At 74.5% G+C, this 26,109-nt stretch carries 21 protein-coding genes and 1 pseudogene; 13 read left to right on the plus strand and 9 right to left on the minus strand.

Translation table 11 applies throughout. The features are described 5' to 3' along the window. Position 1 precedes the first annotated feature (1 nt). On the minus strand, positions 2 to 421 hold the full coding sequence (locus ACIOJE_RS14160; protein WP_280680442.1) for a VOC family protein: 420 nt from the start codon (positions 419 to 421) through the stop codon (positions 2 to 4). A gap of 10 nt (positions 422 to 431) precedes the next feature. Further along, on the minus strand, positions 432 to 851 hold the full coding sequence (locus ACIOJE_RS14165) for a helix-turn-helix transcriptional regulator (RefSeq protein ID WP_280680443.1): 420 nt from the start codon (positions 849 to 851) through the stop codon (positions 432 to 434). A 134-nt stretch (positions 852 to 985) separates the two neighbouring features. On the opposite strand from ACIOJE_RS14165, the gene ACIOJE_RS14170 reads away from it, so the two are divergent. After that, a complete protein-coding gene (locus ACIOJE_RS14170) occupies positions 986 to 1,567 on the plus strand; it encodes a hypothetical protein (protein ID WP_400776180.1) in 582 nt (193 codons plus the stop codon). A 345-nt stretch (positions 1,568 to 1,912) separates the two neighbouring features. On the opposite strand, the gene ACIOJE_RS14175 is transcribed toward ACIOJE_RS14170, so the two are convergent. Then, entirely contained in the window at positions 1,913 to 3,139 is a 1,227-nt protein-coding gene (locus ACIOJE_RS14175; protein WP_400776181.1) for a cytochrome P450, read from the minus strand. Positions 3,140 to 3,405: 266 nt separating this feature from the next. Here ACIOJE_RS14175 and ACIOJE_RS14180 point away from each other — a divergent pair. Beyond that, positions 3,406 to 3,792: pseudogene (locus ACIOJE_RS14180) on the plus strand (elongation factor Tu); the annotation flags it as partial. 114 nt (positions 3,793 to 3,906) lie between these two features. Here ACIOJE_RS14180 and ACIOJE_RS14185 read toward each other — a convergent pair. Further along, positions 3,907 to 5,517 (minus strand): FAD-dependent oxidoreductase, encoded by a 1,611-nt coding sequence (locus tag ACIOJE_RS14185; RefSeq protein WP_400776183.1) that lies wholly within the window; start codon positions 5,515 to 5,517, stop codon positions 3,907 to 3,909. A gap of 108 nt (positions 5,518 to 5,625) precedes the next feature. On the opposite strand from ACIOJE_RS14185, the gene ACIOJE_RS14190 reads away from it, so the two are divergent. Further along, the gene (locus tag ACIOJE_RS14190; RefSeq protein ID WP_400776186.1) at positions 5,626 to 6,246 is read left to right on the plus strand and encodes a TetR/AcrR family transcriptional regulator; all 621 of its coding nucleotides are present in this window, start codon (positions 5,626 to 5,628) and stop codon (positions 6,244 to 6,246) included. Between the two features lie 154 nt (positions 6,247 to 6,400). On the opposite strand, the gene ACIOJE_RS14195 is transcribed toward ACIOJE_RS14190, so the two are convergent. Together ACIOJE_RS14195 and ACIOJE_RS14200 are read right to left on the minus strand one after the other, a co-directional pair. Then, positions 6,401 to 6,682 (minus strand): metal-sensitive transcriptional regulator, encoded by a 282-nt coding sequence (locus tag ACIOJE_RS14195; RefSeq protein WP_280680448.1) that lies wholly within the window; start codon positions 6,680 to 6,682, stop codon positions 6,401 to 6,403. Between the two features lie 156 nt (positions 6,683 to 6,838). Further along, positions 6,839 to 7,162, minus strand: coding sequence for a heavy-metal-associated domain-containing protein (locus ACIOJE_RS14200; protein ID WP_400776188.1), 324 nt, complete (start codon positions 7,160 to 7,162; stop codon positions 6,839 to 6,841). A gap of 251 nt (positions 7,163 to 7,413) precedes the next feature. On the opposite strand from ACIOJE_RS14200, the gene metF reads away from it, so the two are divergent. From metF to ACIOJE_RS14215, 3 genes are all read left to right on the plus strand, one after another. Beyond that, positions 7,414 to 8,421, plus strand: a complete 1,008-nt coding sequence (metF, locus tag ACIOJE_RS14205; protein WP_400776191.1) for a methylenetetrahydrofolate reductase [NAD(P)H] — start codon at positions 7,414 to 7,416, stop codon at positions 8,419 to 8,421. 120 nt (positions 8,422 to 8,541) lie between these two features. Further along, positions 8,542 to 9,717: a permease gene (locus ACIOJE_RS14210; protein WP_400776194.1), complete on the plus strand. Its 1,176-nt coding sequence runs from the start codon at positions 8,542 to 8,544 to the stop codon at positions 9,715 to 9,717. A 210-nt stretch (positions 9,718 to 9,927) separates the two neighbouring features. Beyond that, the gene (locus tag ACIOJE_RS14215) at positions 9,928 to 12,168 is read left to right on the plus strand and encodes a heavy metal translocating P-type ATPase (RefSeq protein WP_400776197.1); all 2,241 of its coding nucleotides are present in this window, start codon (positions 9,928 to 9,930) and stop codon (positions 12,166 to 12,168) included. Between the two features lie 89 nt (positions 12,169 to 12,257). On the opposite strand, the gene ACIOJE_RS14220 is transcribed toward ACIOJE_RS14215, so the two are convergent. Both ACIOJE_RS14220 and ACIOJE_RS14225 read right to left on the minus strand, forming a co-directional pair. Continuing rightward, positions 12,258 to 12,881 carry a hypothetical protein gene (locus tag ACIOJE_RS14220; RefSeq protein WP_400776199.1) on the minus strand — a complete coding sequence of 208 codons (624 nt, stop codon included), beginning with the start codon at positions 12,879 to 12,881 and terminating at the stop codon, positions 12,258 to 12,260. After that, the gene (locus tag ACIOJE_RS14225; RefSeq protein ID WP_400776202.1) at positions 12,878 to 14,029 is read right to left on the minus strand and encodes a protein kinase; all 1,152 of its coding nucleotides are present in this window, start codon (positions 14,027 to 14,029) and stop codon (positions 12,878 to 12,880) included. The genes ACIOJE_RS14220 and ACIOJE_RS14225 overlap by 4 nt, the downstream gene beginning before the upstream one ends. Before the next feature lie 306 nt (positions 14,030 to 14,335). Between ACIOJE_RS14225 and ACIOJE_RS14230 the strand changes: the two genes are divergently transcribed. The 7 genes from ACIOJE_RS14230 (at position 14,336) to ACIOJE_RS14260 (ending at position 24,908) form a co-directional block, all read left to right on the plus strand. Next, the gene (locus tag ACIOJE_RS14230; protein WP_400776204.1) at positions 14,336 to 18,454 is read left to right on the plus strand and encodes a hypothetical protein; all 4,119 of its coding nucleotides are present in this window, start codon (positions 14,336 to 14,338) and stop codon (positions 18,452 to 18,454) included. Between the two features lie 85 nt (positions 18,455 to 18,539). Beyond that, on the plus strand, positions 18,540 to 18,965 hold the full coding sequence (locus ACIOJE_RS14235; protein ID WP_400672930.1) for a hypothetical protein: 426 nt from the start codon (positions 18,540 to 18,542) through the stop codon (positions 18,963 to 18,965). After that, on the plus strand, positions 18,962 to 19,717 hold the full coding sequence (locus ACIOJE_RS14240; RefSeq protein ID WP_400776207.1) for a nucleotide exchange factor GrpE: 756 nt from the start codon (positions 18,962 to 18,964) through the stop codon (positions 19,715 to 19,717). Before ACIOJE_RS14235 ends, ACIOJE_RS14240 begins: the two co-directional genes overlap by 4 nt. A gap of 31 nt (positions 19,718 to 19,748) precedes the next feature. Then, positions 19,749 to 22,316: an Hsp70 family protein gene (locus ACIOJE_RS14245; RefSeq protein ID WP_400776210.1), complete on the plus strand. Its 2,568-nt coding sequence runs from the start codon at positions 19,749 to 19,751 to the stop codon at positions 22,314 to 22,316. Continuing rightward, the gene (locus ACIOJE_RS14250; RefSeq protein WP_400776212.1) at positions 22,313 to 22,702 is read left to right on the plus strand and encodes a hypothetical protein; all 390 of its coding nucleotides are present in this window, start codon (positions 22,313 to 22,315) and stop codon (positions 22,700 to 22,702) included. Before ACIOJE_RS14245 ends, ACIOJE_RS14250 begins: the two co-directional genes overlap by 4 nt. 178 nt (positions 22,703 to 22,880) lie before the next feature. Continuing rightward, complete coding sequence (locus ACIOJE_RS14255; RefSeq protein ID WP_400776215.1) at positions 22,881 to 23,120, plus strand: chaplin; 240 nt, start codon at positions 22,881 to 22,883, stop codon at positions 23,118 to 23,120. Between the two features lie 165 nt (positions 23,121 to 23,285). Then, positions 23,286 to 24,908 (plus strand): AMP-binding protein, encoded by a 1,623-nt coding sequence (locus ACIOJE_RS14260; RefSeq protein WP_400776424.1) that lies wholly within the window; start codon positions 23,286 to 23,288, stop codon positions 24,906 to 24,908. A gap of 138 nt (positions 24,909 to 25,046) precedes the next feature. On the opposite strand, the gene ACIOJE_RS14265 is transcribed toward ACIOJE_RS14260, so the two are convergent. Beyond that, positions 25,047 to 26,051, minus strand: coding sequence for an alpha/beta hydrolase (locus ACIOJE_RS14265; RefSeq protein ID WP_280680460.1), 1,005 nt, complete (start codon positions 26,049 to 26,051; stop codon positions 25,047 to 25,049). Positions 26,052 to 26,109: the final 58 nt, after the last annotated feature.

Genomic DNA, 26,109 nt, shown 5'->3' on the forward strand with positions numbered 1-26,109 from the left:
GTCAGCCCTGCTTCCGCGGCTGGCTGAAGCGCACCATGTTGCCCGCCGGGTCGCGGAAGGCGCAGTCCCGGACGCCGTACGGCTGGTCCACCGGCTCCTGCAGGACCTCGGCGCCCGCGGCGCGGATCCGCTCGAAGGTCGCGTCGCAGTCGTCGGTGCGGAAGATCACCCCGCGCAGCAGGCCCCTGGCCATCAGGTCGGTCACCGCCTGCCGGTCGGAGTCGGCGGCGTTCGGGTCGGCGACGGGGGATTCGAGGACGATGTCCAGGTCCGGCTGCGCGGGCGAGCCGATGGTCACCCACCGCATGCCCGCGTAGCCGACGTCGTTGCGCACGTCGAGACCCAGCGCGTCGCGGTAGAAGGCGAGCGCCTTGTCGTGGTCGTCGACGGTGATGAAGCACTGTGCAAGCGTGATGTCCATGCCCATCACGCTACGGACCGGTGGGACCGCCGGCTTCTCCGTTCCTGATCGGTCGGGTGTAGACCTTGGCGACGCAGGCCGGGACGGCGGCGTCCGGCTCGTGGTCCCGGGCCCGGTACGCGCTCGGGGTCTCGCCGACCAGCTGGGTGAACCGCGAGCTGAACGAGCCCAGCGAGGTACAGCCGACCGCCATGCAGACGTCCGTCACGCTCAGGTCGCCGCGCCGCAGCAGCGCCTTCGCCCGCTCGATCCGGCGGGTCATGAGGTAGCCGTACGGGGTCTCGCCGAACGCCGCGCGGAAGCTGCGCGAGAAGTGGCCCGGCGACATCAGGGCGGTCCGGGCCAGCGCCGGCACGTCCAGTGGCTGTGCGTAGTCGCGGTCCATCCGGTCACGGGCCTGCCGGAGCCGGACCAGGTCGGGAAGGGGCACTCGGGACACCTGGGACACGCCTGCCACGGTACCGGCCCGGTCGGACACGGTCACGACGGTGCGGCGGCCACCGCGTGCGGTCGACGCGGCACTCGGCGTGCTCGGATGCCCTGGCCTGCCCCTATGCTGGCGCGATGTCCAACAGCACAACCCCGACCCTGCTCTTCGTCATCGGCCCGGCCGCGGTCGGGAAGATGACCGTGGGCGGCGCGATAGCCGAGCGCACCGGTTTCAAGCTCTTCCACAACCACCTGACCATCGAGCCGCTGCTGCGGTTGTTCCGCTACGAGTCGCCGCAGTTCCAGCGCCTCAACCACGCCTTCCGCGAGCAGATCTTCGCCGAGGCCGCTGCCAGTGACCTGCCCGGCCTGGTGTTCACCCTCGTCTGGGACTTCGACGACCCCGAGGACGCCGCCCTGGTCGAGCGCTACGTGGCCCCGTTCCGCGAGCGCGGCGCGCGGGTGCTGTTCCTGGAGCTGTCCGCCGACCAGGCCGTCCGGCTGGAGCGCAACGCCGGCGAGTCCCGGCTGGCGGAGAAGGCCTCCAAGCGCGATCTGGAGTGGTCCAACGGCAACCTGGTCGGCATGGACGCCAGGTACCGGCTCAACTCGGTCGACGACTTCGCCCACAGCCCCGATGCGCACCTGCTGATCGACAACACCTACCTGGAGCCCGACGAGGTCGCCGAACGGGCCGTGGCGCACTTCGGGCTCTGACCCGGATCGAGGCCGTTCCGGGCCGGGGGTGCAAGGGGGCGTCTTCGAGCATCCCGGCCCGCGCGGCGCGATCCGGGCTCGTATGCGAAACCGCGCGCTGAGGCCCGTCTGTGGACCCCCGTCTGCGCGCCGACGCTGGGGCACGCGCCGCGCCGCGCCGCGTTGTCGTCGGTCGCCGTTGGCCCTCGGCCTTCGGGCGGGAGACCGCCTTGCGGTGCGCGCTCCCCGACGCCGCCACGCCCGCGCTCCGGGCGGGCGGTGGGGGTTTGAGGACGAGCCCTACGGCCCTTCCGGCGCGGGGCGGCGGGAGGGCCGGTGCGGGCGTCTTCCGGGGGTGGCCAGGGGTTACCAGGCGGCCGGTAGGTGGGCGGGGCTGCGGGTGGTGGTGCCGAGTTGCCAGGTGAGCCGGTCGACGGGGGTGGTGAGGCGGAGACGGGGGAGGGCGATGGCGAGGCGGTGGAGGGATTCGCGCATTTCGAGGCGCATCCGCCAGGCGCCGAGGCAGTAGTGCGGGCCGGCGCTGAAGGCGAGGGTCGGGGCGGGCAGCGGGTGGTCGAGGTCGGTGTCGAGGCCGTCGGGGAAGACCGCGGGGTCGCGGTTGGCGCTGCCGAGGCTGATGGCGAGGACGGCGCCGGCGGGGATGCGGACACCGCCGAGGTCGACCGGGTGGGTGGCACGGCGGGTGGTGGCCTCGTCGTCGCCGAGCGGGATGAAGTGGAGGAGGCGTTCGGTGACGCGTTCGGTGGTGTCGGGGTCGGCGAGGCGGGGCCAGTGGTCGGGGCGTTCGCCGAGCAGGTAGACGAGGGCGTTGCCGAGGGCGCCGGTGACGCTCTCGTTGCCGCTCGCGGTGAGTCCGCAGACCAGGTGGACGAGTGATTCCTCGGGAACGCCGCCGTCCTGGTCGGCGGCCTGGACGAGGCGGCTGACCAGGTCCTCGCCGGGGGCGCGGCGGCGGCGGGCGATCAGTTCGGCGGTGTAGGCGGCGTATTCGGCGAGGGCGTCGACGGGGTCGTCCGACAGGTCGTCGCCCGGGCCGGGAGCGGCCGGGTCGCCGCCGTCCGGGGTGCCGTCGGCGAGGACGGCGCGGGTCCAGCGGCGGAGCCGTCGTTCGTCGAGGCGGTCCGGGCCGTCCCCGTCGAGCCCCATCAGGCGGCTGGTGACCGCGAAGGGCACCGGCTGGGTGAACCCGGCGACGAGGTCGGCGGGGGCGCCGTCGGCCGCGAGGGCGTCGACGGCCTGCTGGACGCTCTCCGCGACCCAGGGTTGCCAGCCGGCGATGGCGCGGGCGGTGAAGGCCCGCTGGACGGTGCTGCGCAGTCGGCGGTGGGCGGGGCCGTCCTGGTTGAACATCGACGCCGGGTTGCTGGCCACGTCGGCGCCGCCGCCGGGGGTGCCGACGGTGTGCAGGTCGCCGCGGGTGAAACGGGGGTCGGTGAGGGTCTGCCGGACGTCGTGGTAGCGGGTGACCAGCCACGCGGGGGTGCCGTCGGGGAGGGTGGTGGGGTGCGGCGCCTGGACGGGGGTGACGGGCAGTCGGTGCAACGGGGGGAGGGCGGGTGCGGCGGTGGACATGAGGCCCTTCGGGGTCGGCGGTCCGGCGTGGAGTGAGAATCCAACTATCGTATTTCCATGGGGAATTGGACGCTTCTGGTGCTTTTCCCATGGCTTCCGATGGTAGCGATTTCACCGTTCCCGGGAGGGGCTCATCCGAGCCGGTCGGGCGCCGGATCGGCGGGCAGGAGCGGCCGGAGGGCGCCCAGGACGGCGCCGATGCAGACGTCGCGCAACTCCTCGCGCGTGCGGGTCTCCTCGGTGAGCCAGTCGACGACCAGCACCCGGACGAGGGCCAGGCCGACGAGAACGTCGGACTGCTGCTGCGCGGCATCAAGCGCGAGGACGTCGAGCGCGGCCAGTGCATCATCAAGCCGGGTTCGGTCACCCCGCACACGGAGTTCGAGGCCACCGCCTACATCCTCTCCAAGGACGAGGGCGGGCGGCACACTCCCTTCTTCAACAACTACCGGCCGCAGTTCTACTTCCGCACCACGGACGTGACCGGCGTGGTGACTCTCAAGGAGGGCCTGGAGATGGTCATGCCCGGCGACAACGCGGAGATGAGCGTCACCCTCATCCAGCCGATCGCGATGGAGGAGGGCCTGCGCTTCACCATCCGCGAGGGCGGCCGCACGGTCGGCGCCGGCCAGGTCACCAAGATCACCAAGTAGGCGCCGGAGCCGGACCCGGGGAGAGGGGGCAGGTCGTCCGAGACCACCGAGAGCCGGCGTTCTCGGACGACCTGGCAGCGTGGCGGGTCAGCCGCCGCTCGCGGACGGACTTCCTCAGGACGGGCAGGACAGGGCCGCCGCGTCGGAGCCGACCCCGTACGTGCGCAGGTGGGCGGTGAGTGCGGCCGGGTCGGCCGTGCCCGCGGTGAGCCAGACGTGGCCGTCCGGGCGGACCAGTACGAGGGCGTCCCCGCTGATCCCGTAGGCGCGGTGGGCGTGGCCGTCGGGGTCGAGGACGTCGGCCCGGCGCACGCCCGGGAGTTCGGGCAGGGATGCCAGGGCGGGGTGCTCGCCGAAGGTCAGCAGGGTGGCGTGCGGGCCGCGGAGGAGGTCGAACAGGCGGGTGGGGGTGCCGTCGGCGGTGCGGCAGGGGGCGTCCGGGGCGCGGTCCCCGGCGCGGATGCCGGTGGCGTCGTCGAGGTCGCGGCCGAGCGGCCCGCCCCGGTAGTGGACGGACAGTCCGGTGAGGTCGCCGCCGGCCGAGTCGGTCAGGCTGCGGAACTGGTCGGCCAGGGCCTGGCCCCCACTGCCGCTGCTGAACAGCGCCCGGTGCTGGGTGGAGGAGGCGGCGAGGGAGGCGCGGGCGACCGGCAGCCGCTCGGCCTGGTAGCTGTCGAGGAGTCGCTCGGGGGCGCCCTGCAGCACGGCCGCCAGTTTCCAGCCCAGGTTGTGCGCGTCCTGGATGCCGGTGTTCATGCCCTGGCCGCCGGCCGCGGACTGGCAGTGGGCGGAGTCCCCGGCGAGGAGGACGCGGCCGTCGCGGTAGCGCTCGACCAGGCGGACGGTCGGCCGCCAGACGGTGGACCAGGTCGGCGCGTGCAGCCGGACGCCGGGCAGGCCGGCCCGTTCGGCGAACAGCCGCTGGAAGGTGTCCAGGGTGGGGGCGGGTAGCCGGCCGTGCTCGTCCGGGCTGACGGCGGCGTGGACGGCCCAGGTCCCGTCCTGGCGCAGCGGGACCAACACCAGGGCGCCGACGCCGAGTTGTGGGTGGTTCCAGACGTGCATGCAGTCCGGGTCGACCCCGTCGATGCGCATCGTGGCCATCAGGAACCGCTCCTCCTCCCAGGTCTCGCCGAGGAACGGGATGCCGGCGCGCTTGCGGACGGTGCTGCGGCCGCCGTCGCAGCCGACCAGGTAGCGGGCGCCGATCCGTTCGGTGCGCTCCCCGCCGCGGACGGTCCCGCCCGGGCCGGCCTCGGTGGGCTCCCCGCGCCGGACGGTGGTGAGGACGCCGTCCGCGTCCTGGGTGTAGTCGAGGAGTTCGGTGGCCGGCTCGACCGTGACGCCGTGGTCGGCGAGCCGGTCGCGCAGCACGGCCTCCGTCTGGTGCTGGGCGAGCAGCAGCATGCCGGCGTACGGGCGGTCGGTGGTCGGGGCGTTGGCGGGACCCGGGTCGACCTCCTGGACGAGCCGGGCGCCCTCGTAGCTGCGGACCCTGAGGTTGACGTCGCCGCGGGCGAGGATCTCGTCGACCACGCCGAGGTCGTCGAACACCTCCAGCGTCCGGGGGTTGACGCCCTTGCCGCGGACGCCGCGGTCGCGGAACTGCGGATCCCGTTCGATGATCCGGCAGTCGACCCCCGCGCGGGCCAGCCCGAGGGCGAGCGTCAGACCGACCGGGCCGGCGCCGACCACGAGGACGTCGGTCGTACGGGCAGTGCTCATGAGGGGTCCCCTCCCGAAATAAGATACGTCGCGTTTCTTGGTCTCGACTGTAGACTCGCCCTAATAAGAAACGCAACGTATCTACGAGAATCTGGTGCGGCACTCGTGATGACCGGCAGAGCGGCGGAAGACGGACCGGCGGGCGCCAAGGCCTCGCGTCGGCGCGGTGACGAACTGGAGCGGGCGATCCTCGACGCCGTCTGGGCCGAACTCGCCGAACACGGCTACGACCGACTCACCATGGACGGCGTCGCCGCCCGCGCCCGGACCAGCAAGCCGGTGCTCTACCGCCGCTGGTCCAACCGCGCCGCACTGGTGATCGCCGCCCTCGACCGCAACGCCCCCGACTACCGGGAGCCGCCCGACACCGGCGAGTTGCGGGCCGACCTGGCGCTCTTCCTGCGCAGCCTGCTGCACCGCTTCGACGATCTGCCGCCGGACGCCGTGCACGGCCTCCTGATCGACCTGATGCGAGACCCCGAACTGCTCGAGCACTTCCGCGGACTGGCCCTGCGGGGCCCGGTGGACGGCCTGACGACGATGCTGCGCCGGGCCGCCGACCGGGGCGAGATCAACCCCGCGCGGCTGACCCCGCGCACCTGCTCCCTCCCGCTCGACCTGCTGCGCGAGTCCTTCCTGCTCGGCGGGGGCGTCCCGCCCGACCACGTCGTCGACGAGATCCTCGACGACATCGTCCTTCCGCTGCTCAGGGCGCCGTCCGCGGGCTGAACGGCGAGGCATACCCCCACCCCGTACATCCGGCCTGGCCTTGCGCCCCCCGCGCGCATACCCCCACCCCGTAGCCGAAAGCCCCGGACGCCGCTCACCAAGTGCCGGACGGGACCCAGGGCCCGCCCGGCCGTCAGGGACTTTCGGCGTCCGGTCAGGAGCGGACGAGGCGGGCGATGGCCTGGTTGGCTTCCCTGACCCTGGTGCCGGCCTGCTGGCCGCCCTCGGCGATGGCGTCGCGGACGCAGCATTCGATGTGCTCGTCGAGCAGCCGGAGGGCGAAGGACTGGAGGGCGCGGCTGGCGGCGGAGACCTGGGTGAGGACGTCGATGCAGTAGGTGTCCTGTTCGACCATGCGCTGCAGGCCGCGGATCTGGCCCTCGATGCGGCGCAGCCGCTTGAGGAAGTCGTCCTTGTGGGGGCTGTGGCTGGCCATGGCCGACTCCGGTTCCTGCGCGGTCCGGGGAGGCCCGGGGCGCGGCGCCTCCGGGCGGGGGTTCCCCACTCTACCGGGGTGCGCCGGACGGGCTTTCGGCCCGGACGGGCGGAGCCGTCCGGGCCGATGGGGGCAGGCGGGTGGCCGGGTGGCCGGTCAGCCGTCGAGGCGGCCGACCAGGTCGTAGCCGGCCTCGTCGATGGCGGCGGCGACGGCGCTGTCGGCGAGCGGCAGGGTGCTGTCGACGGTGACCGTGCCGGTGGCGAGGTCCACGGCGACGTCGGTGACGCCGTCGATCTTCTTCAGCTCGGCGGTCACCGAGGTGACGCAGTGGCCGCAGGTCATGCCCTTCACCTGGAAGGCGGCCCGTCCGGCGGTCCCGGCGTCGGGGGCCGCGGTGGCGCCGGGGCCGCACGAGCCGCAGCAGGAGGTGGCGGTCTCGGTGGCGGCGGACTCGACGGTGACGGCGGTCTCGGTCATGGGTGTGCTCCTGTCGTCAGTGCCCGGCGCCGGCCGCAGGTGCGGTCGGCTGCTTCGCCGGAGAACATACCATACCCCCCTAGGGTAATCTGGAGTTCGAATCCGAACACCCCCGGACGGCCTTGACCGATCGTCAACCGGCCCTTGTGGCGCTCTCGTTGCGCCCTGCCGGGCAGGGTGGACGCGGCCGCCCGCGTCCCGGGCGGCCGGCCCTGACCGGCGACCGACCCCACCACCCGAGGTGACACCCCATGGACCACACCACCCGCCCCGGAGCACGTGGCCCGCGCGGCCTGCGCGAGATCCTGGCGGCCGGCGAACGGACGTACTCCTTCGAGTTCTTCCCCGCCAAGGACGACGCCGGCGAGCGCGCACTGTGGGCCGCGATCCGGCGGGTGGAGGCGGTCGCGCCGACCTTCGTCTCCGTCACCTACGGCGCGGGCGGCTCCTCGCGCGACCGCACCATCGAGACCACCGAGCGGATCGCCGCCCAGACCACCCTGCGGCCGGTGGCCCACCTCACCGCCGTCGGCCACTCCACCGCCGAGCTCCAGGCCGTCCTGCGGCGCTATGCGGACGTCGGGATCCGTGACGTCCTCGCCCTGCGCGGCGACCCGCCCGGCAACCCGAACGGCGCCTGGGAGCCGCATCCCCGAGGCCTGCGGCACGCCGCCGAACTGGTCGAACTGGTCAAGGACTGCGGCGCGTTCACGGTCGGGGTGGCGGCTTTCCCGGAGCGCCACCCGCGCTCGGCGGACTGGGCGGACGACATCCGGCACTTCGTCGCCAAGTGCCGGGCCGGCGCCGACTACGCCGTCACCCAGATGTTCTTCGAGGTCGAGCACTACCTGCGGCTGCGCGAGCGGCTCGCCGAGGCCGGCTGCGACACCCCGGTCATCCCGGAGATCATGCCGGCCACCGACGTCCGCCAGATCGCCCGCTTCGCCGAACTCAGTGCCGCCTCCTTCCCGGCGGGCCTGGCGGCACGGCTGGAGGCGGCCCGCGGGGACCGGGCGGCGGCCCACCGCATCGGCGTGGACCACGCCACCCGGATGGCCGAACGTCTGCTCCAGGAGGGCGCGCCCGGCCTGCACTTCATCACGCTGAACCGCTCCACCGCCGCCCTGGAGATCCACCGCAACCTCGGGCTGGACCGCTCCGGGCCGCGACCCGTCCCGCGCCCGTCCCCGTCGGCCGTCCCCGCGTCGCAGGCCGTCGCGACGGCGGCGGCCCGGCCGCTGATCGGCGGCCGGGCCTGACGAGGGGCCGGCCTGACGGGGGAGCGTCCGGCCCGGCGGGGCGCGGTAGGTTCATACCCCGTATGGGTATATGGTCCTCGGCGCTGGCGAACCCGTGGCACCAGGGAAGGCGGACCCACCATGCACGCGATCCTGCACGCGCTGTCCATCGCCGGATCGATGACCTGGGAGATCACCTGGGCGCTGATCCTCGGCTTCCTGCTCTCCGCCGTCGTCCAGGCCGTCGTCCGCAAGTCCACCGTCGTCCGGCTGCTCGGCGACGACCGCCCCCGCACCCTCGCCGTGGCCTCCCTGCTCGGTGCGGCCTCCTCCTCCTGCTCGTACGCGGCCGTCGCCCTCGCCCGCTCGCTGTTCCGCAAGGGCGCGAACTTCACCGCCGCGATGGCCTTCGAGATCGCCTCGACCAACCTGGTCGTCGAACTCGGCGTCATCCTGGCCCTGTTGCTGGGCTGGCAGTTCACCGCGGCCGAGTTCATCGGCGGTCCGGTGATGATCCTCGTCCTCGCCCTGCTCTTCCGGCTCCTGCTGCGCGACGGACTGCTCCGCGAGGCCCGCGAACAGGCCGGCCGCGGCCGGGCCGGCTCGATGGAGGGCCACGCGGCGATGGACATGTCCGTCGCCGGGGAGGGCTCCTTCGCCCGCCGGCTGCTGTCCCGGCAGGGCGTCACGTCCGTCTCGCACGTGTTCGTGATGGAGTGGGCGGCCATCCTCAAGGACCTCGTCCTCGGGCTGCTCATCGCCGGTGCCATCGCCGCCTGGGTGCCGGACTCCTTCTGGCAGGCCTTCTTCTTCGCCGACCACCCGCTGGCCGGCAAGCTGTGGGGCCCGCTGATCGGCCCGCTGGTGGCGATCGCGTCCTTCGTCTGCTCGATCGGCAACGTGCCGCTCGCCGTGGTGCTGTGGAAGGGCGGGATCAGCTTCGGCGGGGTCGTCGCGTTCATCTTCGCGGACCTGCTGATCCTGCCGATCCTGAACATCTACCGGAAGTACTACGGCCGCCGCACGGCCCTCTTCCTGCTCGGCACCTTCTACGCGGCCATGGTGGTGGCCGGCTACGTCGTCGAGTTCCTCTTCGGCGGCCTCGGGCTGATCCCCGACCAGCGCGATGCCGAGATCCCGATGTCGGGCATCGAGTGGAACTACACCACCTGGCTGAACCTCGCCTTCCTCCTGGTCGCCGTGGCCCTCCTCGCCCGCTTCCTCCGCACCGGCGGCCGCGACATGCTCCGGATGATGGGCGGTTCGCCTGACGCTGCCGCCGCCGCCGCGGACGGACACGGGAACGGCCACCACTGACGCGGTGCCGGGCGACCCGTCGGGGATCGCCCGGCGCCGGGTGGCCGCAGGGCCCGGGTGGTCATCGGCGCTTGCCCTAGATACCCCTAGGGGGTATAAATGAACTCAGCGCCGCAGGATACCCCTCCCGGGTATGGCGCCGAGCACGACGGCGTGGACCCGCGGACACCCTCCGCACGCCCTGCACGACGACTGTCACGAGGAGCAACGATGACCACCCAGGCACCCGCCTCCACCGAGGTGGAACTCTCGATCGGCGGCATGACCTGCGCCTCGTGCGCGGCCCGGATCGAGAAGAAGCTGAACCGGATGGACGGCGTCTCGGCGAGCGTCAACTACGCCACCGAGAAGGCCAAGGTCGCCTTCGAGGAGGGCGTCGACGTCGCCGACCTGATCGCCACCGTCGAGGCCACCGGCTACACCGCCGCGCTGCCGAAACCACCGGTCGCCGACGCCCCGGCCGGGCAGGGCGAGCCGCCCGACGAACTGGTCCCGCTGCGCCAGCGGCTGTTCACGGCGGTCGCCCTCGCGGTGCCGGTGATCGCGATGGCGATGGTGCCGGCCCTGCAGTTCGACAACTGGCAGTGGCTGTCCCTGGTGCTGGCGGCGCCCGTGGTCACGTACGCCGCCTGGCCGTTCCACAAGGCCGCGTTCACCAACGCCCGGCACGGCGCCGCCACCATGGACACCCTGGTCTCGCTCGGCACCGGCGCCGCGTTCCTCTGGTCCGTGTGGGCCCTGTTCCTCGGCGACGCCGGGATGCCGGGCATGCGGCACGGCTTCGAGCTGACCATCGCCCGCAGCGACGGCTCGTCGAACATCTACCTGGAGGCGGCGGCCGGCGTCACCGCCTTCATCCTGGCCGGCCGCTACTTCGAGGCCCGCTCCAAGCGGACCGCGGGGGCCGCGCTCAAGGCCCTGCTGGAGCTGGGCGCCAAGGACGTGTCCGTCCTCCGGCGGGGCCGCGAGGTCCGGATCCCGATCGGGGATCTGGCCGTGGGCGACCGGTTCGTGGTGCGGCCGGGCGAGAAGATCGCCACCGACGGTCTGGTGGTCGAGGGCGCCTCGGCGGTGGACGCGTCGATGCTCACCGGGGAGTCGGTGCCGGTGGAGGTCTCCGTCGGCGACGGCGTCACCGGTGCCACCGTCAACGCGGGCGGCCGCCTGGTCGTCGAGGCGACCAAGGTCGGCGCGGACACCCAGCTGTCCCGGATGGCCCGGCTGGTCGAGGACGCGCAGAACGGCAAGGCCGCCGCGCAGCGCCTCGCGGACCGGATATCCGCCGTCTTCGTCCCGATCGTGATCATCCTGGCGGTGGCCACCCTCGGCTACTGGCTGGGCACCGGCGAGGGCTGGACCGCCGCCTTCACCGCCGCCGTGGCCGTGCTGATCATCGCCTGCCCGTGCGCCCTGGGCCTGGCCACCCCGACCGCGCTCATGGTCGGCACCGGCCGCGGTGCCCAGCTGGGCGTCCTGATCAAGGGCCCGGAGGTGCTGGAGTCCACCCGCAAGGTCGACACCATCGTCCTGGACAAGACCGGCACCGTCACCACCGGCCGGATGACCCTGCTCTCGGTGCACACCGCCGAGGGCGTGGCCGAGGCCGAGGTGCTGCGCCTGGCGGGTGCCCTGGAGCACGCCTCCGAGCACCCGATCGCCCGGGCGATCGCCACCGCCGCCGCCAAGGCCGGTGAACTGCCCGCGGTCGAGGGCTTCGAGAACGTGCCGGGCCTGGGCGTCCAGGGCGTGGTGGACGGCCACGCGGTGATCGCCGGCCGGGAGGCGCTGCTGAACGACTGGTCGCAGTACCTGCCGCAGGGCCTGGCCGAGGCCAAGCGCACCGCCGAGGCGGCCGGCCGCACCGCGATCGCGGTGGGCTGGGACGGCGAGGCCCGGGCCGTCCTGGAGGTGGCGGACGCGGTCAAACCGACCAGCGCCGAGGCGATCGCCCGGCTGCGCGGCCTGGGCCTGACCCCGGTGCTGCTGACCGGCGACCACCGGGCGGTCGCCGAGGCCGTCGCGGCCGAGGTCGGCATCGCCCCGGAGCACGTGATCGCCGAGGTCATGCCGCAGGACAAGGTCGACACCGTCAAGCGGCTGCAGGCCGAGGGCAGGGTCGTGGCGATGGTCGGCGACGGCGTCAACGACGCGGCCGCGCTCGCCCAGGCCGACCTGGGCCTGGCGATGGGCACCGGCACCGACGCCGCGATCGAGGCGGGCGACCTCACCCTGGTCCGCGGCGACCTGCTGGCGGCGGCCGACGCGATCCGGCTCTCCCGTCGCACCCTGGCCACCATCAAGGGCAACCTGTTCTGGGCGTTCGGCTACAACGTCGCCGCCCTGCCGCTGGCCGCGGCCGGGATGCTCAACCCGATGATCGCGGGGGCCGCGATGGCCTTCTCCTCGGTCTTCGTGGTCGGCAACAGCCTGCGGCTGCGCCGCTTCCGCTGAGCCGCCACCCCGTGAGCCGTATCCGCTGAGCCCGCGCCGACACCCCGAGGCCCTGGAACCGAACCCGGTTCCAGGGCCTCGGCGTCACGTCAGCCCTGCTCGGGCAGCCCCACTGCCTGCCACCGGTACGCCGCGTCCTCCTGCCAGCACTGCAACTCGCCCTCCACCACCGCGGCCAGGCACAGCCGCCAGTCCTCGCCCATCGCGAGTGCGACCTGGGTGGCCGGGCGCAGCGTCGGCCGCCACCAGCGCGGCCGCCGGGAGGCGCCGCCGGCCGGCAGCCGCAGCCGGACGCCGCCCGCGCCGGCCAGCGCCACGGTCGGGCCGCCCCGGTGGCCGGCCATCGCGATGCCGAGGGAGGGTTCGCCGTCGCCGATCTCGGGCGCCGGTCCGGCCGTGCCGAGGGTGTGCAACTGGACGGAGCCGTCCGGCCGCAGCGTGGCGGCCTGTGGACCGGCGGAGGTCCGGGCCAGCGCCCCGGCGCGCAGCGCGCCGGGCGGCCCCAGCGGGACGGGGCGCTCGGCCGTGCCCGGCCGCCAGCTCAGCACCCGCTCGCGGTGCTCGACCAGGACCAGCCAGGACCCGGCCCGCTCCTCCAGCGCGGCGAGCACCCGGTCGGCCGGGCAGCCGGGCAGCTCCTGGCCGGTGAGGGTGAGGCCGGGCGCCCAGCGGTAGGAGCGCAGCGCGCCGCCGGCCGCCGTCCAGACCGTCATCTCCCCGGCGGAGTTGACCGCCCCCGCGAGCCCGCTGACCCCGCGCGCGGCCTCCCACCAGCCGGCCGCGGTGCCGACCCAGAGCGTGCCGCCGCGGTCCTCGGCGCAGACCACCAGCTCGCCCGCGCGCCCGGCCCAGCCGGCCACCAGCTCCCGTACCGCGCCGGGCCCCTGACCGGCCGGCAAGCGCTGCCCGCCGTGCCCGGGGCCGGCCAGTGCCGTGCCGTCGGCGCCGCCGGTGACCAGCAGCGGCCGGCCGGCCCGGTCGGGCAGCACGGCCAGGCCCGCGGTCCGCGCCACCGGCCGGTGGGAGCGCAGGAGTTCGCGGCCGCGCGCGACCCACGGGCCGAGCGGGGAGGGCGGCGGTCCGGGTCGCGGGCCAGCGGCTCGCAGGCCCAGCGCGCCAGCTCCTCGCCGTAGCCGGCGGCGAGCAGTTCGGCGCGGGCCTGCTCGGCGGCCAGCCGGTGGTCGAGCCGGCCGTGGTCGGGCAGCAGCAGGGCGCGGGCGAGGGTTCCGACCGCGAACAGGTCCTTGGCGGTGGTCGGGAAGCCGCCGACCTGCTCGGCCTCCGGCGGGACGTGCCCGGGGGTGAACACCGCGACGGTGAGGGTGTGGTCGAGCGGGGCCAGGAAGGTCAGGTCGATCAGCTTGACCTGGCCCTGCGCGTCCACCAGGACGTTGGCGGGGGAGATGTCCCGGTGCACCCAGCGCTTGCGGTGCAGCTCGTCGACGATCCGGCAGAGCCGGGCCAGCACCTCGGCCACCGCCGCCGGCCCGCCACGCTGGGTGCGGCCCCAGGTGTGCAGCGGCACGCCCTCGACCCAGGGGGAGATCTGGTAGCCGAGCAGCCCGCCGGAGGGCGCGGCGCCGGGCCGGTGCGGGGAGGGGCCGAGCAGGAAGCTGGGCACCACCAGGTCGGTCACGCCCAGGCGGTGGGCATTGTGCGAGACGTCGTCCCAACGCCCGAGCCAGCGACGCACTTCGGAGGGGTCTCGCTCCAGCATGATCTTCGCGGCGACCAGCTCCTTGAGCCCGCTGTGGCCGGTCCGCACCGCTCGCCACACCTCGGCCTCGCCGCCCCGGTGGTGGAATTCCAGGAGTTCGTACTGCTCGGGGTCGAACTCCGGTCCGAACCGGAGCCCGGGCACCCAACGCGACTCGGACACACAACCCCCGACTGACCCCTGTTGGCTTGTCACCGACGCTGGGCCGGTCCTGACGCGCTGCTGTGCTGCTTGGTACGTGCTGCTTCGTGCGAGTGGCCTCGTACGTCGTGCGTCCTGCGTGCTGTTTCCCGTGCGCTGCCCAGGATAGTGCTCCTTTCTGTTCGTCTGACCGGTGGAGGGCCTATTCTGATGGGCGCCCGAGCAACATCACGACACGACGTCAACTCATGATCGTCCGAAGCTTGTTGATCATGACGGGGGCGAACTCGACGCGCAGGGGGACGGTGCATGGCGCAGCTCGCGGTGCTGCTGATCGTGGTGGCACTGGCCGGTGCGGCAGCCGTCGTACTGGTCCGCCGCCGACAGGCCCTGGACGCCGAGGCGGTGGCCAAGGCGCTGGCCGCGGCGGCCGAACGGCTCGCCGCCGGCAAGGCCCCGCAGGCCCGGCGCCGGTACGAGCGCCTCGCCCGCCGACTCGCCGCCGGCCCCGCGGAGCTGGGCCCACAGCGCGGTCTCGCCCTGCTCGGCCAGGCCGAGGCCACCATCCCCACCGGCGACCGGCCGTCCACCCTCGCCCTGCACCGCGAGGCCTTCCCGCTGCTCGCGGACCCGGCCCGGCAGGTACCCCGGTGGAGCCTGCGCCACCTCGCCGAGGAGCGGATATCCGCCCCGGACGGCGACCTCGGGCCGCTGCTCGCCTTCCTCCAGGCCGTCGCCGACGGCGCCGAACCCGGCGAGGAGGCCGCGGCGGCAGCCCGCGCCGTGGACTGGCTGCAGCGGCTCTGCCGCGAGGGCACCCCCGAGCAGCGCGAGAGCGCCACCACCCGGACCCTGGCCGCGCTGCCCGGCCGGGACTGGCCGGTGCTGGCCCGCTCCGCCCTGCTGCGCGGCACCGACCGCGCCGCCGAGGCCGAGGCCCTGCTCGCCGCGGCCGCGCCCGGCGGCAGCGGCGAACTCTGGTTCCGCTGGGGCGCCCAGCTGTTCACCCTGCACCGGGACGAACCCGCCGTCGCCGCCTTCGACGAGGCGCTGCGGCGCGGCCCCGGCGAGCCCTCCCCGTGGGTGCGCGGCCCGGCGCTGCGCACCGACAGCCTGCTCTTCCGCGGCCTGGCCCGGCAGCGGCTCGGCGCCACCGACGCCGCGTGGGCCGACCTCGCGGCCGCCGCCACCGAGACCCCCGGCGACCCCCGCCCCCGCTACGCCCTCGGCCGGCTCGCCCTGCTGCTCGGGGCCGACGACCAGGCCCGGGAGCAGTTCACCGCCGCCCTGACCGTCCAACCCTCCTTCGCCCCGGCCCGGTTCGGCCTCGCCCTGGTGCACGAGCGGGCCGCGCGCCCCGCCGAGGCGGCCGCCGACTACCGCACCGGCCTGGGCCTGGCCCCCGACTGGCGCCCCGCCCGGGTCCGGCTCGGGGCGGCCCTGCTCGCCGCCGGCGAGGCGGCCGAGGCCGAGCCCGTCCTCGGCGCCGAGGCCGACACCGAACCGGACTCCCGCTGGGCCCGGATCGCCGCCTTCCACCACGGTCTCGCCCTGGCCCGTACCGACGACCCGGCCGGCGCCCTGGCCCGCTGGGAGCCGCTGCGCGACGAGGAGCTGCGCGAGCGGCTCGCCCTGGCCCGCGACCGGCTCGCCCGCACCCGGCTGGCCGCCGACCCGGTGGCCGCCCGGGAGCTCTGGCAGCAGGCCGCCGCCGACCACCCGGCCGCCCCCGGCTACCGGGCCGCGCTGCGCGAGGCCGCCCTGCGCGAGGCCGCGCACCTGCTGGTCACCGGCCGCGACCACCTCGAACCGCGCGAGCGGGCCGCCGCCGCCCTCGCCCTCGCCGACGCCCTGCCCGGCGCCGTCACCCACCGGCAGGCCCGGCTGCGCGCCGCGCTCGCTCTGGCCGAGGGCTCGACGGAACCGCCGGCGACCCTGCTCGACCCCGCCACCGGGCCGCGCGACCGCTACCACCTGGCCGCCGTCGCCCTGCTGACCGGCCGTCCGGTCCAGACCATCGCCCTGCTCGCCCCGCTCGCCCCCGACCCGGCCGGCGACCCCGCCCTGGCCCGGCTGCGGGCGCTGCTCGCCGAACGGGCCGGCAACTGGGCCACCGCGCTGGACTGGTACCGCCACTTCCTGACCGCCGGTACCGCCCCCGAGCCGCCGCAGCCGCTTCCCGAGACCGCCGAGTGCGGGGTCTGCGCGGGCCCCGCCACCGACGCCTGCGCCGGCTGCGGCCGGGAGGCCTGCGCCGCCCACCTGCACCGCCCCGCCGACGCCGCCTCGCCGCGCTGCGTGCGCTGCGCCGCGCCCGCACTGCGCGCCGTCCTGGACTGCGCCCGCCGGGCCGGGGTGCCCGAACAGGCCGAGCCCGTCCTCTCCGCCTGGGCGCAGGCGCTCGGCGACAGCCCCGCCGCCGCGCCCGTACGGCTGGACCTTGCCCTGCTGCGCGCCGAACTCGGCCGGCTGGACGAGGCCCTGGCCGACCTGCCGGAGGACCACGGCGCCGCGCGCAGCGCCGTCCTGCTCCGCCGGGCCGGCGCCGCCCTGGACGCCGGGGAGCCCGGCCGCGCGGCCGGCGACCTGCGCCGGGTGCTCACCCTCGCCCCGGGCCACCCGCAGGCCGCCGCCGCGCTCGTCCTGCTCGCCGAGCACGAGGCCCACCAGCACGCCGTCGAGGGCCGCCACCGCGAAGCCTGGAACGGCTACCACGCGTTGCTGCTCACGGACCCGGCGCACCCCCGGCTGCTGCACGCCCTCGGCCTGGCCGGCTACCGGCTGGCCGTCTCCACCCAGGAGGAGGCGGCGCCCGACGAGCGGATCTGGGCCTGGACGCTCGGCTGCCTGGTCGCCGCCCTGCACCAGCCCGACCTGTGGGCGGAGTCCGCCCGGATCACCGGCCGCCCGGTCGAACCGCCGCGGATGTCCGCCGCCCGCAGCGCGCTCACCGACCGCCTCCGCGAGGACCTGCGCGCGCTGGACCGGGCCGCCGGCCGCAGCGGCGACGAGGTCACCGCCTGGACGCTGCTCCTCGGCATGGAGGCGCACAGCGCGGACGCCTTCGCCCAGGAGGACGTCCGGATCACCCTGCCCGGCCGCCCGGCCCGACGCCTGGCGCTCGGCCCCGCCCTCGACCGGCTGCTCCGCCAGGAGCCCGAACTCGCCGTCTGGGCCGCCGGGTTCGACGAGGCGGTGCGGGCCTGGCGGTGGCCGGAGAGCCCCGACGGGCACCCGCTGACCCGGGCCCTCGGCCTGTTCGGCGACCTCGGCCCGCAGCGCTACCTGCTCCTCCAGGGCCGCCAGGCCGCCGCCGTCGGCGCCCTGGACGCGGTGCCCGAGGCCGAACGCGGCGCCGGCTGGCAGGGCCTGCTCGGCGAGAGCCTGGTCAGCCAGGCCCGCGAGCACCACCGCAACCAGGACTGGCGCGAGGCCCTGGACTGCCTCACCCGGGCCCGCACCGTGCCCGGCACCGTACTGCCCGCCGACACGCCCGCGATCGCCGCCGAATCCGGCGTACGAGCCGCCCGCGCCCTGCTCAAGAGCAGCGACGACGACCAGGCGGGCGCCACCGAACTCCTGGAGAAGGCCCTCGCGCTGGCCCCCGACCACCCCGAGGTGCGCGGCGACCTCGGCGCCACCTACGCCCAGTGGGCCCGCAAGATCAACAACGAGGACAAGGACTACCCCCGCGCCCTGGTCCTGCTGCGCAAGAGCCTCGAACTCGCCCCCGGCGAGCCGACCGCCCGGCACTTCCTGGAGGCCGCCCTCGGCAACCGGGCCAGCCAGCTCAGCCGCCCCGACGCCACCGACGCGGAGCTGGAAGAGGCCGCCGAGGCATGGCGGGAGCTGATCACGCTCAACCCGGACCCGGACCACCGGCACGGCCTCGCCTTCGTGCTCCGCCACCTCGCCCGCTCCGCCGCCTTCGCCGACCACCGCGCCCTCGCCGTCGGCCGGATGGCGGACGCCCTGCGGGCCGACCCGGAGTGGGACGGCGACGTCGAGCAGGAGGCCCCGCGCCGGGTCGCCGTGATGCTGGCCAACCACATGCTGGACAACCTGCAGGACCGCCCGTTCACGACCCAGGCCGCCATGCTGCAGAAGGCCAGGGCCTACGACGACTCGCCCGACATCCGCCGCCTGATGGTCAGCGTCTGGCGCGGCGAGGCCATCAGCCACTACGAGGCCCACCGCTACCCCGAGGCGACCCGGCTGCTGGAGGAGGCGCTCAACCTGGCCCGCACGCCGGAGGACGTCACCAAGCTGCACATCGAACTGAGCGTCGTCTACAGCTCCTACGCCGTCAACCGGGCCAACCTGCGCCAGTTCAGGGAGGCCCGCCAGCTGATCCGCCAGGCCGTCGAGCACAACCCGGACGACCGCGACCTGCGCGCCCTGCAGCGCAGGATCGGCGCGCTGCGCTGACCGCAACCGCAGAGCGGCCACCGTCGTCGTAGGTCCTGCGCCATCCCTGAGCCACCGTCAGCCGTGAGGAGAGAAGCCGCCCGCCATGCCACTGCACGAACCGTCGCCGTACGAGGTCCTGGGCGTTGCGCTCACGGCCGGCGTGCGCGAGATCAACCTCGCCGTCGGCCCGGCGATGCGGGCGGGCCGGTACACCCGCCAGCAGATCCAGGACGCCGCCGCACTGCTGCGAAACCCGGACCGGCGGCTGGAGTCGGACCTCCAGCGCCCGCTGCCGCCGGAGCCCGTCGACCAGGCGGCCGACCTGCTGGCGCCCGCTCTCGCCGAACCGCTGCTGGTCATCGAACGCCCGCCGCTGCCGCCCGCCGCCTCCCTGCTGGCGCTGCACCGGGCCGAGTCGGCGGCCGACTTCGCCGAACCCGCCCCCGGCGGCGCCGATCCCGAACCGCCCATCCCCGCCCGCTACGCCGCCGACCTGTCCGTGCTGCCGCAGATCGAGGTACCGGAATGACCGACGCACCGCCCGCCCCCTCCTACGAGGGCCACCAGCCGCTGGAGATCCCGCAGCGCGCCCTGGAGGTCGACCTCGACCAGGCGTTCAGCCAACTGCTCTACCGGGCCTCCCTGTTGCAGCGCCTGCGGGCCGATGAGGCGCAGACCGCCCGGGCCACCCAGCGGGACCTGCTGGGCATCCTGGTCGAGGTGGACGACGCCCTCGCCGCGCTCGGCCTGGACCGTGAACTGGTGCTGCTCGGGCGCGGCGCCGGAATCGAGGCCACCCGCCGACGGCTGCTCGGACGGCTCGCCAAGGCGGGGGTGCGCCCGATGCGACTGGAGGGCCTGGCGGCGGACCCGGCGCTGACCGAGATCGTCGGCACCGAACCGCGGTTCGGGGTGGCGCCGGAGACGGTCGTGCAGACGGTGGTCACCGGGTTCTTCTGGGGGGAGGAGGTGCTGCGCCGCGCCCAGGTCGTCGTCGCCGCGCGCGCCCCGGAACCGGAGCCGGTGTTCGCCGAGGACGTCGAGCGCGCGCTCGCCCCGGAGCCCGAGCCGGGGGCGGCGCCGGACCGGCCGGGGGAGCCCGGGCCCGAACCGGCACCCGGGTCCGCGGCCGTGACACCGGAGCCCGCGGCCGTGACACCGGAGCCCGAACCCGAACCCGAAGCCGCCGCGCCGGTGAACCCCGCCCGGGCCACGACGGCCCCGCCCCGGGCCCGCCGGAAGGGAGCGGCCACGGGCGGCCGGCGCAAGCGGAAGAAGTAGTCAGGACCACGAGGGGCAAGAGGGGAACGACATGTACCGCACACTCGGCATCGACCTGGGAACCACCAACTCCGTGGTGGCCCACCTGCGCCGGGGCGAGCCGGAGATCATCTTCAACCGGCAGAACCAGGAGGCCACGCCCTCCGTGGTCGGCAGCGGCCGCAAGGGCGAGCTGCTGGTCGGCTCGACCGCGCGCAGCCGGGTCGCCATCGACGGCGCCAACGTGATCCGCTCGGTCAAGCGCTTCATGGGCCGCAAGTTCAAGGACCCGCAGGTCCAGGCCGCCCTCAAGGAGGTCGACTACAAGGTCACGGCGGGCACCGACGGCGACGTGAACGTCTGGTTCAACGGCCGCTCCTACACCCCGATCGAGATCTCCGCGATCATCCTGCACCGCCTGAAGGAGGACGCCGAGCAGCGCTTCGGCGAGCCCTTCCACCGGGCCGTCATCACCGTCCCCGCGTACTTCGGCGAGCGGCAGGTCGCGGCCACCCAGGAGGCGGGCCGGCTGGCCGGCCTGCACGTGCTGCGGATCATCAACGAGCCGACCGCCGCCGCGCTCGCCTACGGGATCACCTCCGAGGCCGGCGACGAGGGCCGGACCGTCCTGGTCTACGACCTCGGCGGCGGCACCTTCGACATCTCCATCCTGCTGCTGGTGCCCGGCTCGGTCTCGGTGCTCGGCATCGAGGGCGACAACCTGCTCGGCGGCGACGACTTCGACCGCGCCATCACCACCGCGCTGCTGGAGGACATCCGGGAGGAGTACGGTGCCGACTACCAGCCCGACCTGCGGGACCGGCCGAAGATCGCCTCCACCGCCGAGACCATCAAGATCGAGCTCTCCCACCAGGAGGCCTCCGAGGTGATCCTGCCCGGCCTCGGCGCCGGCCAGCTGGTGCTGGAGACGGAGTTCGAGCGGGCCCGCTTCGAGGAGCTGATCGAGGCCCAGATCGAGCGCACCATCGAGCTGACCCACAAGGCCATCATGCAGGCCAACCTCACCGTCGGGGACATCGACGAGGTGGTGCTGGTCGGCGGCTCCACCGCGATCCCGCTGGTGGCCCGGCGGCTCGGCGAGGTCTTCGGGCCGCGCCGGATCCGGCGCGGCGTCAACCCGATGCAGTGCGTGGCGCTCGGCGCGGCCGTACAGTCCGCGCTGGTCGGCGAGGTGGAGTGCCCCGAGTGCCGGGCCCCCGGCGACCTCTCCGCCTCCAACTGCGCCAACTGCGCCACCTCGCTGCTCGGCGGGCCCCGGGTCTCCTGCACCGGCTGCCACATCCCGGTCGACGCCGAGGCTGCCTCCTGCCCCAAGTGCGGCCAGGAGGCGGGCGCTTCGGCCACCGGAGCGGGCATCCCGGCGCAGTCCCAGGCGGCCACCGTCGTGCGCAGCGACAACTGCCCGCGCTGCGGCACCCCGGCCGCCCCCGGCGTCACCGCCTGCGAGCTGTGCGGCGAGGCGCTCAACTCCGCCGCCCCCGGCGGGACCAGGGTGGCCTCGACCGCCGCCGAGGACGTCGGCCTGCGCTGCGCCGCCTGCGGCGTGGTCAACCCGCCCGGCAGCGAAGTCTGCCAGGGCTGCGGCGAGCTGATGCAGGTCACCAACCCGTTCGACATCACCCCGAAGAACCTCGGCATCGAGCTCAATGACGGCCGGCTGGCCGTCATCATCCCCAAGAACACCAGCTACCCGACCAGTTCGCCGGTCAGCCGCGAGTTCGTGGTCTCCGGCAGCGGCCGCCAGCGGCTGGAGATCGCGGTCTACGAGGGCGAACACGAGATCGCCCAGCAGAACGAGCTGATCGGCCACCTGACGCTGCGCCTGCCCGCCGGACTCGGCGGCCGCACCCCGGTGGAGGTGTCCTTCGGTCTCGACCGGGACCGCACCATCACCCTGTCGGTGCGGATCCAGGGCGGCGGCGAGAAGACCGTCAAGCTGGAGCGCGTCACCCTCGACCCCGAGCTCAAGGTCCAGGTCGAGGAGCAGCAGCGGCAGATCGAGACCTTCACCGACCGCTGGGGCGGCGAGCTCACCGAGGCCGAGATGCGCGAGGCGCAGCGGCTCATGGACAGCCTGGACGACCTGGCCGCCGGCCAGACCCGTGGCCAGTCGGTGGACGAGGCGCTGGAGCGGGCCCAGCGCCAGCTCAAGGCGCAGCGCTGGGTACGAGGCTCGGAGGCGTACCTGAGCCTGTTCCTCCACTACTGCGAGAAGCACCTCGACCCGAGCGACCTCGACCGGCTGCGGTCGGTGGCCGCCGAGCTGCGGCTGCGCCGCGAGGCGGCCGACTGGGAGGGCGCGATGCGCGCCGCCCAGCGGGCCGACGAGCTGTGCGACTCGCTCGGGCACACCTTCCGGATGCTCACCATGTGCAACGTCTACGTCAACCAGAACATGGTCTCGCCGGCGCTGGCGCAGCGGATCATGGCCGAGCTGCGCGGGCTGGACGAGGCGGTGGAGTCGGCCAACATGGAGGCCGCCAACCAGCACAGCTCGGCCCTGCTGGCGCTGTACGCGCAGGCGCAGCGGGAGCTGGGCAGTGAGCCGCTCGCGGAGTCGCTCGGCCCCGTCCGCCCGGAGGAGGCCGGTCCGCGATGAGCTCCGACGTGACCGAGGTGTCTTCGGACGAGGTGTCGTCCCCCGAGGTGCCGTCTCCTGAGGTGCCCTCATCGGGCGGGCCTGCGACGGGCGTGCCGCTGCTCGACGTGCCGCCGATCGAGGTGCTCTGCCCGCAGTGCGCCGTCCCGGCGGACCCGCAGGGCCTGCGCTGCCCGTCCTGCCGGGAGGACCTCGCCGCGCTGGTCCGGCTGCGCCACGCCGGCCGGATCGACTACAACGAGGCGCTGGCCGCCGCCCGGGCCGGGGACGACGCCTCGGCCCTGGTGCTGCTGCGCCGCGCGCTGGCGGCCGAGCCCGGGCTGCGCCCGGCCCGGGAGCTGCTGGACGCGGTAGCGGCGCGGTCGGGCGGGCCCGCGGACGGCTGACCTGCGGAGGTGAGGGGGGCGGGCACGGCGCGGCCGGGCCTGCCGCCGGCCCGCCGCGGCGGGAGCGACACGCCCTCCGACCGACCAATACCGGCGTGCCGCGCCCTGCGTCGAGTGTGATCGGTGGCGAGTGTGATCGTCACACGGATGTTCCGCCACCCTCCCAAGGAGTGACGCAATGCGTATTCGTACCACCCTCGCCGCCACCGCGCTCGCCGCGGTGGCCGTCCTGGCCGGTGCCGGCACCGCTGCCGCGGGCGACGCGACCGCGAACGGTCTCGCCTTCGGCTCCCCCGGTGTGCTCTCCGGCAACCAGATCCAGATCCCGATTAACTTCGAGGCCAACGTCTGCGGCAACTCGATCGGCATCATCGGCATCCTCAACCCGGCCATCGCCAACACCTGCATCAACGGCTGACCCGACTGCTGGGGCTGATCCGACTGCTGGGGCCGTCCGTCGAACCCGACGGGCGGCCCCAGCGCCGTGTCCGCACCCCCGTTCGGGGGTGGCGGCGCGGGCGCGGGACCGCGACCATGGTCCCGGACCCGCACGCGCCCACCCAGGAGTCACACCGTGCCGATCATGCCGACCCCGCGCAGCTACTCCTCCGGCGCCTCGGACGTCCCGCTGCTCGGGGACACCATCGGGGAGAACCTCGACCGCGCGGTGCGCGCCTTCCCCGAGCGGGACGCCCTGGTCGACCGGGCCACCGCCCGCCGCTGGACGTACGCCGAACTCGCCGCCGACGTCGAGGCGCTGGCCCTCGGCCTGCTCGACCTCGGGCTCGCCAAGGGCGACCGGGTCGGCATCTGGGCGCCCAACTGCGCCGAGTGGACGCTCACCCAGTACGCCACCGCCAGGCTCGGCGCGATCCTGGTCACCGTCAACCCGGCCTACCGCTCGCACGAGTTGGAGTACGTGCTGAACCAGGCCGGTGTCCGCCTGCTGGTCGCGGCCGAGCGCTTCAAGACCTCCGACTACGCCGGGATGATCCGGGAAGTGCGGCCCCGCTGCCCGGAGTTGGACCGGGTGGTGCTGCTCGGCGGTCCGGACTGGGAGGCGCTGCTCGCCGCCGGGCGCGGCGCCGACCCGGCCCGTCTCGCCGAGCGCGAGCGGGAGTTGTCGCCGGACGACCCGATCAACATCCAGTACACCTCCGGCACCACCGGCTTCCCCAAGGGTGCGACGCTGTCGCACCACAACATCCTCAACAACGGTTACTTCGTCGGCGAGTTGCTCAGGTACACCGAGCAGGACCGGATCTGCGTCCCGGTGCCCTTCTACCACTGCTTCGGCATGGTGATGGGAAACCTCGCCGCCACCTCCCACGGCGCCTGCACGGTGATCCCCGCCCCCTCCTTCGAGCCGGGCGCCACCCTGGCCGCCGTCGCCGCCGAGCGCTGCACCTCGTTGTACGGGGTGCCCACCATGTTCATCGCCGAACTCGCGGACCCCGACTTCGCGCGCTACGACCTCGGCAGCCTGCGCACCGGCATCATGGCGGGCGCGCCCTGCCCGGCCGAGGTGATGAAGGACGTCATGGGCCGGATGGGCATGGCCGAGGTGGCCATCTGCTACGGCATGACCGAGACCTCGCCCGTCTCCACCCAGACCCGCGCCGACGACTCGGTCGACCGCCGGGTGTCCACCGTCGGCCGGGTCGGCCCGCACCTGGAGGTCAAGGTGGTCGACCCGGCCACCGGCCGTACCGTCCCGCGCGGTGAGCCCGGCGAACTCTGCACCCGCGGCTACTCGGTGATGCTCGGCTACTGGGGCGAGCCCGAGCGCACCGCCGAGGCCGTCGACGCCGCCCGCTGGATGCACACCGGCGATCTCGCCGTGATGGACGAGGACGGCTACCTCGCCATCACCGGACGGATCAAGGACATGGTCATCCGCGGCGGCGAGAACCTCTACCCGCGCGAGATCGAGGAGTTCCTCCACACCCACCCCGACATCCTCGACGTGCAGGTCGTCGGCGTGCCCGACGCCGCGTACGGCGAGGAGCTGATGGCCTGGGTCCGGATGCGCGAGGGTGCCGAGCCGCTCACCGCCGAGGCCGTCCGCGCCTACTGCACCGGCCGCCTCGCCCACGTGAAGATCCCGCGCTACGTGCACGTGGCCGAGGAGTTCCCGATGACCGTCACCGGCAAGGTCCGCAAGGTCGAGATGCGGGAGGCGGCCGCGCGCATCCTCGGGCTGTAGGGCTTGTCCCGCCATGCGCGTCGCATCAGCGCGCGGCGGGAACGGTGGGACAAGCCCTACGGCGCACGGTCCTGGCATGACCACGCACACCTTCGGCCGCGGCCTCGCCGCGGACTCCGTCCTCGCCGGTGGTGCGGGTCAGCGGGGCAGTGCGTCCAGCCAGTCGATGAGCAGTCGGTTGACCTCGGCGGGGCGCTCCTGCTGGATCCAGTGACCGCAGCCGTCGAGGAGGTGGGAGGAGAGCAGGCCCGGGAGGGTGACGGGGTAGGCCTCGATCGCGTCGGCCAGCCAGGTGGTGGAGGCGTCCCGGGTGCCGCCGAGGAACAGGGCGGGCTGGGTGACCGGGGCGCCGTCGAAGGCGGCGAGGTCCGCCCAGTCCCGGTCCATGTTCCGGTAGCGGTTCAGCGCACCGGTCAGACCGGTGCGCTCGAACTCCCCGGCGTAGACGTCGAGGTCGCGTTCGCCGAGCCAGCCGGGCAGTGGACCGGTGGGGAAGCGCTCGCGCAACGTGCCGCCCCGGCGGACGAAGTGCGGGTCGGGCGCGTCGGGCCCGGGCATGGTGTCGGCGGACAGCGCGGCGTAGAAGCCCGCGAGCCAGCCGCGGACGTCGGGTTCGATCTCGGCCTCGGCCCGGCCCGGCTCCTGGAAGTAGGACACGTAGAACTCCTCGGCACCGCCCATCGCGGCGAAGAGCTCGCCGGGCCGGGGACCGCCCCGCGGCGTGTAGGGGACGCTGAGCAGGCCCACCGCGCGGAACACCTCCGGCCGGAGCAGCGCGCTGTTGGCGGCGATCGTCGCGCCCCAGTCGTGACCGACCACCACCGCCCGTTCCTCGCCCTCTCCCTGGCCCTGTTCCCGGCCCAGGGCGCGCACCACCGCGGCGTTGTCCTCGACCAGGTCGAGCATCCGGTAGGCCTCCGGGGCGGCGGGCCGGGAGGAGCGGCCGTAGCCGCGTACGTCCAGCGCGACCGCGCGGTAGCCCGCCGCGGCGAGCGCCGGGAGCTGGTGGCGCCAGGAGTACCAGGACTCCGGGAAGCCGTGCACCAGCAGCACCAGCGGCCCGCTGCCCTGCTCCACCAGGTGGATCCGGCCCCCGGGTGAGGGGACCAGCCGGTGCCTGGGCTCCGTGTCGTGCCGTGTCATGCGTCCTCCTGAACCGTCGGTCTGCCGTGCGCCGGTCTCGCCGCGTGCTGCTCGTCCC

Source organism: Kitasatospora sp. NPDC087861 (assembly GCF_044742585.1).
In the GTDB taxonomy this organism is placed as follows: Bacteria; Actinomycetota; Actinomycetes; order Streptomycetales; family Streptomycetaceae; genus Kitasatospora.

Excerpts from the sequence above, each read along its gene's own strand:
- ACIOJE_RS14160 (WP_280680442.1), bottom strand. The coding sequence starts at position 421 with ATGGACATCACGCTTGCACAGTGCTTCATCACCGTCGACGACCACGAC.
- ACIOJE_RS14170 (WP_400776180.1), top strand. The coding sequence starts at position 986 with ATGTCCAACAGCACAACCCCGACCCTGCTCTTCGTCATCGGCCCGGCC.
- ACIOJE_RS14175 (WP_400776181.1), bottom strand. The coding sequence starts at position 3,139 with ATGTCCACCGCCGCACCCGCCCTCCCCCCGTTGCACCGACTGCCCGTC.
- ACIOJE_RS14185 (WP_400776183.1), bottom strand. The coding sequence starts at position 5,517 with ATGAGCACTGCCCGTACGACCGACGTCCTCGTGGTCGGCGCCGGCCCG.
- ACIOJE_RS14190 (WP_400776186.1), top strand. The coding sequence starts at position 5,626 with ATGACCGGCAGAGCGGCGGAAGACGGACCGGCGGGCGCCAAGGCCTCG.
- ACIOJE_RS14195 (WP_280680448.1), bottom strand. The coding sequence starts at position 6,682 with ATGGCCAGCCACAGCCCCCACAAGGACGACTTCCTCAAGCGGCTGCGC.
- ACIOJE_RS14200 (WP_400776188.1), bottom strand. The coding sequence starts at position 7,162 with ATGACCGAGACCGCCGTCACCGTCGAGTCCGCCGCCACCGAGACCGCC.
- metF (WP_400776191.1), top strand. The coding sequence starts at position 7,414 with ATGGACCACACCACCCGCCCCGGAGCACGTGGCCCGCGCGGCCTGCGC.
- ACIOJE_RS14210 (WP_400776194.1), top strand. The coding sequence starts at position 8,542 with ATGCACGCGATCCTGCACGCGCTGTCCATCGCCGGATCGATGACCTGG.
- ACIOJE_RS14215 (WP_400776197.1), top strand. The coding sequence starts at position 9,928 with ATGACCACCCAGGCACCCGCCTCCACCGAGGTGGAACTCTCGATCGGC.
- ACIOJE_RS14220 (WP_400776199.1), bottom strand. The coding sequence starts at position 12,881 with ATGACGGTCTGGACGGCGGCCGGCGGCGCGCTGCGCTCCTACCGCTGG.
- ACIOJE_RS14230 (WP_400776204.1), top strand. The coding sequence starts at position 14,336 with ATGGCGCAGCTCGCGGTGCTGCTGATCGTGGTGGCACTGGCCGGTGCG.
- ACIOJE_RS14235 (WP_400672930.1), top strand. The coding sequence starts at position 18,540 with ATGCCACTGCACGAACCGTCGCCGTACGAGGTCCTGGGCGTTGCGCTC.
- ACIOJE_RS14240 (WP_400776207.1), top strand. The coding sequence starts at position 18,962 with ATGACCGACGCACCGCCCGCCCCCTCCTACGAGGGCCACCAGCCGCTG.
- ACIOJE_RS14245 (WP_400776210.1), top strand. The coding sequence starts at position 19,749 with ATGTACCGCACACTCGGCATCGACCTGGGAACCACCAACTCCGTGGTG.
- ACIOJE_RS14250 (WP_400776212.1), top strand. The coding sequence starts at position 22,313 with ATGAGCTCCGACGTGACCGAGGTGTCTTCGGACGAGGTGTCGTCCCCC.
- ACIOJE_RS14255 (WP_400776215.1), top strand. The coding sequence starts at position 22,881 with ATGCGTATTCGTACCACCCTCGCCGCCACCGCGCTCGCCGCGGTGGCC.
- ACIOJE_RS14260 (WP_400776424.1), top strand. The coding sequence starts at position 23,286 with ATGCCGACCCCGCGCAGCTACTCCTCCGGCGCCTCGGACGTCCCGCTG.
- ACIOJE_RS14265 (WP_280680460.1), bottom strand. The coding sequence starts at position 26,051 with ATGACACGGCACGACACGGAGCCCAGGCACCGGCTGGTCCCCTCACCC.